Here is a 9,138-nt window from a genome sequence, read left to right as displayed (position 1 = left end):
TGCGCGCATGAGCACGTCCGACACGGTAAGGAACATCATGAATGTGAGGGCGCTGCCGCCGATGATATTGAGAACCCTGGTGACCTTCGTCAGGAACCTCTCGAGAATGCTACTTTCCATAATACCTCCTCTTCTGGGGTGGCCGGGACTGGGCCCGCGTCATCCTCAAACCCCCTGTTTTCCTTGAAAACCCGTTGCAATCCGGGAGGAAGGCGAAGAAGCCTCCCTCCCGGACGTTTATTCCCGATCCGTGCCGAAAACTATTGCAGCCTCCCGGCTTCGGCCGTCCGGCCGAAAGGTCCCTAGAATACGAAGAGGTCGAGGCCGCCCATCATGTTCATGATCGAGCCTGTCATATATGCACCGCTGTCGGACGCCAGGTAGGCAATGGCGTCGGCGATCTCCTGAGGCTGGGCAGGTCTCCTGAAGACCGTCCTCTTTTCAACTGCCTGGCGCACGGGCTCGGGGAGGAGATCGTAACCGTCGGTGGCGCAGATCCCTATAAGTACGCTGTTTGCGGTGATATTAAATCTCGCGCCTTCCAGGGCAGCTGATTTGGCCAGGGCGATGAGGCCCGCCTTGGCAGCCCCGTAGCTCGTCTGGCCGGCGCCGCCCAGAACTCCGGCAACGGAGGTCATGTTGATAATCCTTCCCCACTTGTTGGCGCACATGTCGGCCCATGCCTCCTTGATGCAGTAGAAGGCGGAATTGAGGCATAGTTTCACTTCATAATCCCATTCCCCAGCCGTGGTCTTGGCGATGCTGATGTTGTGACCCATGAGGGCCGCATTATTCACCAGAACGCTCACGGGGCCCATCTCGGCCTTTATGGCCGCAAAGGCCTTCTGCACGTCCTCATATTTGCTGGCATCCATTTTGATCGCCATGGCCTTGCGGCCCAGAGCCTTTATCTCCGCTGCGAGGGCCTCGGCCCCTTCCAGGTGGTTATATCCCGTGACCACCACGTCAGCGCCTTGCCGGGCAAGAGTGAGTGCGGCATACCGGCCCACCCCTTTCGGCATCGAAGCTCCTGTTACGAGTGCAAGTTTTCCTTCCAAAGACATAATACAGCCTCCTTTTCGTGATAGTGATCCCTTTTATGCGGTGCAACAGCATTGAAAAAGGGCTTTTTCCGGATTGAAAAATGCCGTCCCGTGGTATTTCTACTTCTCCATCTTCCTCGTTATATCTTCCCTGAGCGCCTTCTTATCGACTTTCCCGACCTTGGTGGTAGGCAGCTCGTTGACAAATTCAATCCTTTCCGGCAACTGCTGTACGGAAGCGCCTCCATTTTTGAGGAAGGCGACGGTCTCCTCGAAGGTGAGGGCGGCTTGGGGCCGCAGCACGACATAGGCGCAGATCCTTTCCCCCAGGACCGCGTCGGGCATACCCACCACGGCCGATTCCCTGATGGCGGGATGGGCGCTGAGACGGTTCTCTATATCGAGGGCGCTTATCTTCTCGCCCCCGCGGTTGATAATGTCTTTGATCCTTCCCGTGATCGTGATGTTCCCCTTCTCGTCCTTACGGGCCTTGTCTCCTGTTTTGAAAAAGCCTTCGGGGGTGAAGGTCCCCTCGTTCTCATGGGCAGATTTGAAATAGCCGGTAAAAACACCCGGCCCCTTGGAGACGAGCTCCCCTTCGACAAGGGGGGGCACTTCCCTGCCTTCATCATCGACCACGATAATCGTGTCGTAGGGGCAGGCGGGCCTTCCCACTGAGTTGCAGATTACCTCGATCGGGTCTCCGGGCCTGGTGGCCATGTTGGTCCCTTCCGACGAGCCGAAGCCGTTTATAAAGGTGCAGTGGAGCTTGTCGTAGACGGTGCGGACAAGCTCGGGGGTAGAGGGCGCCCCTCCCACGGATATCTTCGAGAGGGAGGAGAGGTTATAGGAAGAGAGGTTCTCCATGGAGACAACCCGGGTAATGAGGGCGGGGACCGAGGGCATGGCGGTGACCTTCTCTTTCTCTATCCAGGTGCAGATATCTTCCGGGGTGGTGGAATCGAGAAGCACGAGCTTCGCGAAGTTGAGGAATGCCGCTCCTATGCCCCAATGCATGGCCATGGAATGGGCCACGGGGGTGATGACCATGAGGGTATCATGGCTTGTGATCTCCCAGAGGCGGGAGTGGTATTCTACATTGGTGATGTAGCTGTTGTGGGTACGGACCGATGCTTTCGGAAGACCGGTCGTGCCTCCGGTGGGCATGATGTGGGAGACCTCGTCCGGGTCGGGACGCCTCGCCTCCAGGGCCTTCAGGTTCTCTTTCGAGAGCTGCCCTTCGGCAATGAGGTCTTCCATGAAGGGACCTTTCTTCCCGCGCACATAAATGACATCCTTCAACTGAGGGTTTTCTTTAAGGACGTCGTCGATAATCGGGGCATAGTCGATCTTTCCGTACCTATCCGGGACCATCCAGGCCACGGGCCTGGTGAGGGATGCCATGTAGTTGATCTCCGTCTGGTTGTGCCGGGGAATGAGCAGGAGGGTAAGGGCCCCGATCTTCTGCATGGCAAAGAAGGAGATTATGTACTCGTGCCAGTTGGGAAACTGGAGGAGGACCCACTCTTTGGGCTTGATGCCCCTTTTGATGAGACTCACGGCAAGGCGGTCCACCTTATCCCTGAGTTCTTTATAAGTGAAGGAGCCCGTGCCGTCCACGAGGCCGATTTTATCAGGATAGAGGTCGGTGGCTTTGTCGAAGAGATCGCCCCATGTCATGCCGAGCCACCACCTTCTCAGGTTATACTTCTCCCGGTCTTCCTTTCTATACTCGGTGAAACCTTCTATGGCCATTGAAATCCTCCTGGTGTGATATTGGGTGAGACCGGACAACATATCGTATACACTTTGGTCGAGCGATTTCGAGACACTGCCTCCAGACGCACGTCTCCCGCTATGAGTATTATTCAGTTTTTCATGAATACATGCCCATAAACTGCCTATTCATGCCGCCTAAAGGGCACCAAATTATGCTTATTGAGCGTTGTTCAGATGTTACTGAATTGCATTCATGTTGTCAAGCATTTTCTTCCCGATTCTCGGACGGTCCTCCCCCTCTTATTTCGAAGGCATGGGGGGGCACTTATAACTATTTATTATCACGGTCCTTTTACAGCTTGAGGGAAGGCTCCTGGTATGTTTCACCGGTCCCCGTGATCCGGGACAAATTACAATTTTGTCTTTTTTCCGTATACAAAAGAAAGAAACGGCGGGGCCCGAAATGGGCAACAGCCCGTCTTGTCATGTGGGACATTGTCTCGCGAGACAATACTCTTTATTGATTTCCAGTACAGCAAGCGCCGCGGCCTCCGTGCCACCCGTAATATATTTCACCGATATCACTGGCTTTTCTTTGTACGGGACAATTGGAGGATTATGGCATGGTTCTTGAGTATTAAGTGACCGAAGGCAGAAAACCGGAGGATCGGCAGGAGTCACGAATCAGGCAGCGCGAATTCATAAAGAACGTTAACCGGAGGTAATGAGGCATGGAACAGATGAGACAATCAGCGCAAAATGTAATAACAGATATCATTCATAACCCCCTATTCACGGGTATCGGACCGTTCCCGCGCATTATCAACGATGAGGAATGGGTAAAGTGCATGGCAAAGAGCGCGGAAAATAATGGACCTGATTACGCGTATCTGAAGATGACGGAGGCCGTGGAGAAATCCTTCGGCATATCCGCAATAGAGGCCGTCCGCTCGGAAGAAAGCCTCACGAGGCTGAAACGGGAAATCCTGGAGAAGGGCGCGGAGCCTTTTTTCGCGAATCTCCTCAAGGACCTGCGAAAGAGCCTCCGGCCTCTTTCCTAGCAATTTTCCCCATAATAAACCCGGTATTTTTCATTGAAGCCGGAACACAATACGGTATGAGGGCTATTTAGTCATATCCTTCAGAGCCCGCAGCTGGTGCCGGATTTTTTCGGCCTCCTCGCCGCTCGCTCCTGCCCTGAGACAGTCTTCCCAGGCCGCAATAGCCCCTTGGGCGTCCTTTTTATCGTGGAGGAGTATGATGCCCAGGTTATACCTGCTGTTCACGTGCAACGGGTCCGATGCCGCGGCTTCCTTCAATTCCTTCACCGCCCTGTCATAATCTTTGAGCCCCCTGTACATGATCGCCATGTCGGTTCTCACGTTCCCATTCCGTGGGTCGAGCTTAAGGGCCTTTGAATAGGCGTCGATAGCCTTCTCAAATGCCTGGGCGTCGAAATATCGATTGCCGAGATCGATGAGGGCCTGAAGGTTGTTCGGATCTTTCCTGATAAGCTCCTCCAGGGCGACGATCTCCTCCCGGGAAGGGGCATTGGGCGGGGAGGGAACGACCAGCTCTCCCTGGGACGGGGCAGTCGCAGCAGCGGGAGAAGGGACATCCTTCGAGGCAAACCTGATTCCCGCCCCTACACCCGCCACGAAGCCAACGATGAGGCAGAGGATCGCAAGAATAATCACATTCTCTTTTTTCATGTCTCCAAAATATATGCCATGTCCTGCAACGGGCGCAAGAGATATTCCGGATCGGACGTCATCCGGGAAAGGCCGCCCGTCCATCTGAGTTGCCGCGCCCGCCCTGCCCGAAACGCGCCGCCGGTTCACCGACGTGCCTTGAAAAGACCTTGCAAAAGCGGTATATTAGTCTAATTATGGGTAGGATCCCGCTTTCGCAGACCGGCACAGCCGGACCCCGCCCGGAAAGTGGCGGGCATAAGGGGAAGATCATCCGCACCGGCATGATCAGGAGAATTCAATGAACCAGGTAAAGACTTTTTTATTGATGATTGTCCTCACCATTATCCTCGTTGCCCTCGGGGGGATTATAGGTGGCACATCGGGAGCCCAGATTGCCTTTGTGATAGCCCTTGCAATGAATTTCATAAGCTACTGGTTTTGCGATAAAATCGTGCTTGCCATGTATGGCGCCCGCCAGGTAAGCGAGACGGAAGCGCCCCAGCTTTACAGAATCGTTGCCTCCCTGTCGCAAAAGGCGTCTGTGCCCATGCCCCGGGTATACATGATCGAGAGTGACAGCCCGAATGCATTCGCCACCGGGCGAGACCCGGCTCACGGCGTGGTCGCCGTCACTACCGGCATTATGCGCATCCTCAACCGTGAGGAGCTCGAAGGGGTCCTCGCCCATGAGATGTCGCACATAAAGCATAGAGATATCCTTATCCAATCAGTGGCTGCTGCTATTGCGGGAGCCATCACAATGATCGGGAGCTGGGCGCGCTTCGGGGCAATTTTCAGCGGAGGCAGCAGCGATGACGAGAGGGGGAATATATTCACCATGATCATTTTCTCGATCTTCGCAGCTGTTGCGGCGACCCTCATTCAACTCGCCATCTCACGGTCGAGGGAATACCTCGCCGATGACGGCGGAGCCCTTCTCGCCGGTAATCCCCTGTTTCTTGCCAATGCGCTCAAAAAGCTTAACGCGGGCGTGGCGGTTCATCCCATGAACGATGCGAATCCGTCCACGGCGCCCCTTTTTATCGTGAACCCCTTCAGCGCGAAAGGCCTCCTTTCCCTTTTCAGCACCCATCCTCCCATAGAAGAAAGGATCAAAAGACTGGAGGATATGGCTTATAGACGATAAATTCGGCGAGACCTTGAGGTCCGCCTCCATAGAGATCATCGCGCGCGTAGAGGCCGGCGCATTCCTCGACGACGTCATAAATTCCTTTTTTTCCCACCGGGACATACCCGATTCGATGAAGGGACTCGTCTATACGATGGCTTCCGGAGCGGTGAGACACAAGGGATATTTCGACTGGGTCCTCGCACGCCTCGTGAAGAGGGAGATGAAAAAGGACGTCCGATACCTTTTCTGGATAAGCCTTTATCAGATCGCCCACATGAAAAAGGCCCATTACCATGTGGTAATGGAAGCGGTGGAATACGGCAAGCGCCATTTCAGCCCCGGGACCGCCCCTTTTGTGAATGCCGTACTCCGGAGGTTTATAAGGGAAAGGGACCTCCTCGTACTTCCCGAAAACCCGGTGACGGCCCTCAGCATCGAAAAATCTTTTCCCCGGTGGCTCGTAAGCCGGTGGGTGGCGCGGTTCGGTCATGAGGAAACGGACCGGCTTCTTACCCTCCTCAACGAGCCTCCCGATTTCACACTCCGGATAGACCTCGCCCGAATCACGAAACAGGAAGTGGTCGCTCTTCTCGAGGCACAGGGGGTGCGCGTAAGGGAGGGGAAATACCTCGAATCGGCCCTCCATGTCGATAAGCTGGGACCCGTCCTGAAAGATCCCCTTTTCCTGGACGGGCTGATATCGGTACAGGATGAGGCATCGCAGCTCGTGGCGCAGGCGCTGCCGCCCTCTCGCGGCCCCGTGCTCGACGCGTGCGCGGGGGTAGGGACAAAGGCCGGCCAGATCCGCGGCCTCTTCCGGAATACCCTTGTAATCGCCATGGATAACGATATGGGGCGGATAAGCAAGATGAAGGAGAAAAGCGGCCTTATCGTGCAGGGAGATTCGCTCCAAACCCCTTACAGGGCACAGGTATTCGATACCATACTCCTCGATGCCCCCTGCTCGTCTCTGGGCATCGTCCGGAAGCACCCGGAAATAAAGTGGCGAAGGGACGAACGGGAAGTCATCGCATTCGGAAATTATCAATTAGACTTAATGCGGAGTCTATGGGATAATCTCAGATCGGGCGGCGCCATGGTATACAGTGTCTGCTCCTTCGAGCCGGAAGAGACGGTCGGAGTTATTGAAAGGTTCGGCAGGGAAAAGGAGTTTCTCCTTGAAAACCCTCTGCCCTTCTGTTCCGGGACCGAATATTTCCTTTCTTTGCCCCACGTGTCGGGAATGGACGGATTTTTTATCGCAAAGTTGAGAAAACCATGAGCTTTAAAAAAGGCATCCTCTATCTCTTCACCCCCATTGCAGTCTTCCTCCTGTCATCTTACATGACGGTCAATATCCTCCTCAAAACGGGGGCTACCGTAATCTGTCCCGACCTCAGGGGTCAAAAAGTGGAGGACGCGAAGCGAGTGGCGGAAGGACGCGGCCTTTCTCTCAGCGTGCTCAGATACGAGCCGAGAAACGATATCCCTTATGGATATATTACGGTCCAAAAGCCCGAAGCCAATATTACCGTCAGGACCGGCCGGGTGGTCATGGTCCTCGTATCGGAAGGCCCCGAGCTGGTGGAGCTCCCTTCCTTTGTTCACGAGAAATTGGAAGAGGCCGAAGCGAACTTGAGGGCGAAACAGATGGAGATCGAAAAAACCATATTTGTCCCTCATAAAAACGCGGGCCAGGTCGTGGCCCAGATACCTTCACAGGGCACAAAATTGCTCCAGGGAAGCGGCGTCACCCTCTTCGTGGGACAGGGAATGAAGAAATATTATCTTATGCCCGATGTCAAAAATGCCGATATCAATACTCTTTCAGGAGAAATGGACGGCAAGAAGATCAAGTACCGCTTCTTCTACGGGAGGGAAGAGCCTGCCAACGGCTCGCCGCCCAAAATGGTCGCCACACCCTCAAAGACTATTTTTAACGATGAAGACGAAATCTTCATCAGCGTGAACGGAGGATGAAATGAGAAACGTGCGTATTGCCCCTTCCATTCTGAGTTGTGATTTCTCGAGACTGGGTCGGGAAATCAGTGATGTGGAAAAGGCGGGAGCGGACCTTATACATGTAGACGTAATGGACGGCCATTTCGTCCCCAACATTACCATCGGCCCCCTTATCGTCCGTGCGGTGAAAAAATCAGCGACAATCCCCCTGGACGTCCACCTCATGATCGAGCATCCTGAAAGGTATGTGGCCGATTTCATCGAAGGGGGAGCCGATATCGTCACGATTCATGCGGAAGCCGATAAACATATGCTCCGTACTATAGACGTGATAAAATCTTTGGGTAAAAAGGCGGGAATATCGCTCAATCCTTCGACCCCCGAAGAGGAGATCAAGTATGTGTTCGATGTTATCGATATGGTGCTCATCATGACGGTCAATCCCGGTTTCGGCGGCCAAAAATATATGGAGTCCATGGAGCGCAAAATAAGAAAGATCCGGGAGATGATCGACAATTCGGGCAGGAGCATCGATCTCGAAGTGGACGGCGGGTTAAAGGCACAGAATGCATATCGTGCGGTAGAAGCGGGCGCGGACATACTCGTCATGGGCACCGAGATATTCCAAAGCGGGAACTACGCGGAAAAGATGGCACAGGTGCGAAAGGCGATCGAGGGGAAGGTGGAGCGTTAAATCCTGCACCCTCTTCGGCCCCGGGTGGTAAATACCATGCAGATGCCGAAGCAAAAGGCATATAAAAAGGTCTTCGAGTTGGCGTGCGACGCGCTTATGGAAAAAGGCGTGGAGGGCCAGGCCCTGAATGCCGGCGCCCTGTATCGCGGCTCCGAGGGCAAAGGCGTGATAGAGGTCCCTTTTTTCGACGAGCTCTTTCTGATCGCCACACCCGGATTTTCCTTCAAAAGCTCGAAAGACGCCGGCGTGAGCCTCGTTTCGAAGATCATCGCGCTCCATTACCTGATAGCCGCAACCGGGGAGCCCCTTCAGGGGGAACAGGCGGCATATGAGGATATCCCCGGGGCCCGCCATTACCTCCCCGTGTTCGAAACAAGAGTTTTAAAACCTCTTACCTCAGCCTTCGGATACCACCGCGATGCCTTTCTTGAGTCAGGGATGATCCTGGGAGGAAACGAAGAAGAATACGGCGACGCATCGTTTACATTGTTCGCCTTCCCCCGGGTGCCCCTCACGTTCATTCTCTGGGAAGGAGACGAAGAATTTCCCCCGTCTGTCAAGACGCTCTTTGACCGCTCCGTTTCAGGATACCTTTCTCTCGAAGACGCGGTCGTCCTCTCCAAGCTCGCCGCCACGAGAATCATCAAGGCAGCACGCCAAAAATATGCAACCGAGGTGATGGAATGATATTCAGACAGTTCAATTTCGACGGTTGTCTTTCCTATATCATCGCCTCTTCCGAAGAGCAGAAAGGAGCCATCATAGACCCCTCCCACGATCCCGCGCCCTACGTCACCTTCGCGAGGGAAAATAACCTGAAGATACTCTACTGCATCGATACCCATACCCATGTGGACCACCTTTCCCTCTCGATGGATCTGGCCGATATTCTGG

General features: G+C 54.4%; 10 protein-coding genes. 7 read left to right on the top strand and 3 right to left on the bottom strand.

The features are described from left to right. Positions 1-302 precede the first annotated feature (302 nt). Complete coding sequence (locus VGJ94_13510) at positions 303-1,064, bottom strand: SDR family oxidoreductase (protein HEY3277630.1); 762 nt, start codon at positions 1,062-1,064, stop codon at positions 303-305. A 99-nt stretch (positions 1,065-1,163) separates the two neighbouring features. Continuing rightward, entirely contained in the window at positions 1,164-2,798 is a 1,635-nt protein-coding gene (locus VGJ94_13505; protein HEY3277629.1) for an AMP-binding protein, read from the bottom strand. Between the two features lie 695 nt (positions 2,799-3,493). On the opposite strand from VGJ94_13505, the gene VGJ94_13500 reads away from it, so the two are divergent. Next, positions 3,494-3,823, top strand: a complete 330-nt coding sequence (locus tag VGJ94_13500; protein HEY3277628.1) for a hypothetical protein — start codon at positions 3,494-3,496, stop codon at positions 3,821-3,823. 63 nt (positions 3,824-3,886) lie between these two features. Here VGJ94_13500 and VGJ94_13495 read toward each other — a convergent pair whose 3' ends face one another. Then, positions 3,887-4,474, bottom strand: coding sequence for a tetratricopeptide repeat protein (locus tag VGJ94_13495; protein ID HEY3277627.1), 588 nt, complete (start codon positions 4,472-4,474; stop codon positions 3,887-3,889). A 280-nt stretch (positions 4,475-4,754) separates the two neighbouring features. Between VGJ94_13495 and htpX the strand changes: the two genes are divergently transcribed. The 6 genes from htpX to VGJ94_13465 form a co-directional block, all read left to right on the top strand. Beyond that, complete coding sequence (gene htpX / locus VGJ94_13490; GenBank protein HEY3277626.1) at positions 4,755-5,603, top strand: zinc metalloprotease HtpX; 849 nt, start codon at positions 4,755-4,757, stop codon at positions 5,601-5,603. Between the two features lie 13 nt (positions 5,604-5,616). Further along, positions 5,617-6,870, top strand: coding sequence for a transcription antitermination factor NusB (locus tag VGJ94_13485; GenBank protein ID HEY3277625.1), 1,254 nt, complete (start codon positions 5,617-5,619; stop codon positions 6,868-6,870). Beyond that, positions 6,867-7,568 (top strand): PASTA domain-containing protein, encoded by a 702-nt coding sequence (locus tag VGJ94_13480; protein ID HEY3277624.1) that lies wholly within the window; start codon positions 6,867-6,869, stop codon positions 7,566-7,568. The genes VGJ94_13485 and VGJ94_13480 overlap by 4 nt, the downstream gene beginning before the upstream one ends. A gap of 1 nt (position 7,569) precedes the next feature. Next, on the top strand, positions 7,570-8,244 hold the full coding sequence (gene rpe / locus VGJ94_13475) for a ribulose-phosphate 3-epimerase (GenBank protein HEY3277623.1): 675 nt from the start codon (positions 7,570-7,572) through the stop codon (positions 8,242-8,244). A 36-nt stretch (positions 8,245-8,280) separates the two neighbouring features. After that, complete coding sequence (locus VGJ94_13470; GenBank protein HEY3277622.1) at positions 8,281-8,931, top strand: DUF3786 domain-containing protein; 651 nt, start codon at positions 8,281-8,283, stop codon at positions 8,929-8,931. Further along, the coding region (locus tag VGJ94_13465; protein HEY3277621.1) for a hypothetical protein at positions 8,928-9,138 on the top strand (211 nt) is incomplete at its 3' end. The genes VGJ94_13470 and VGJ94_13465, both read left to right, overlap by 4 nt.

The sequence above is a fragment of the Syntrophorhabdaceae bacterium genome, assembly GCA_036504895.1.
GTDB lineage: Bacteria > Desulfobacterota > Syntrophorhabdia > Syntrophorhabdales > Syntrophorhabdaceae > PNOM01.
This window is presented reverse-complemented; position numbering and strand designations above follow the sequence as displayed.

Coding starts and splice junctions, on each gene's coding strand:
- VGJ94_13510 (HEY3277630.1), bottom strand. CDS start 1,064: ATGTCTTTGGAAGGAAAACTTGCACTCGTAACAGGAGCTTCGATGCCG.
- VGJ94_13505 (HEY3277629.1), bottom strand. CDS start 2,798: ATGGCCATAGAAGGTTTCACCGAGTATAGAAAGGAAGACCGGGAGAAG.
- VGJ94_13500 (HEY3277628.1), top strand. CDS start 3,494: ATGGAACAGATGAGACAATCAGCGCAAAATGTAATAACAGATATCATT.
- VGJ94_13495 (HEY3277627.1), bottom strand. CDS start 4,474: ATGAAAAAAGAGAATGTGATTATTCTTGCGATCCTCTGCCTCATCGTT.
- htpX (HEY3277626.1), top strand. CDS start 4,755: ATGAACCAGGTAAAGACTTTTTTATTGATGATTGTCCTCACCATTATC.
- VGJ94_13480 (HEY3277624.1), top strand. CDS start 6,867: ATGAGCTTTAAAAAAGGCATCCTCTATCTCTTCACCCCCATTGCAGTC.
- rpe (HEY3277623.1), top strand. CDS start 7,570: ATGAGAAACGTGCGTATTGCCCCTTCCATTCTGAGTTGTGATTTCTCG.
- VGJ94_13470 (HEY3277622.1), top strand. CDS start 8,281: ATGCAGATGCCGAAGCAAAAGGCATATAAAAAGGTCTTCGAGTTGGCG.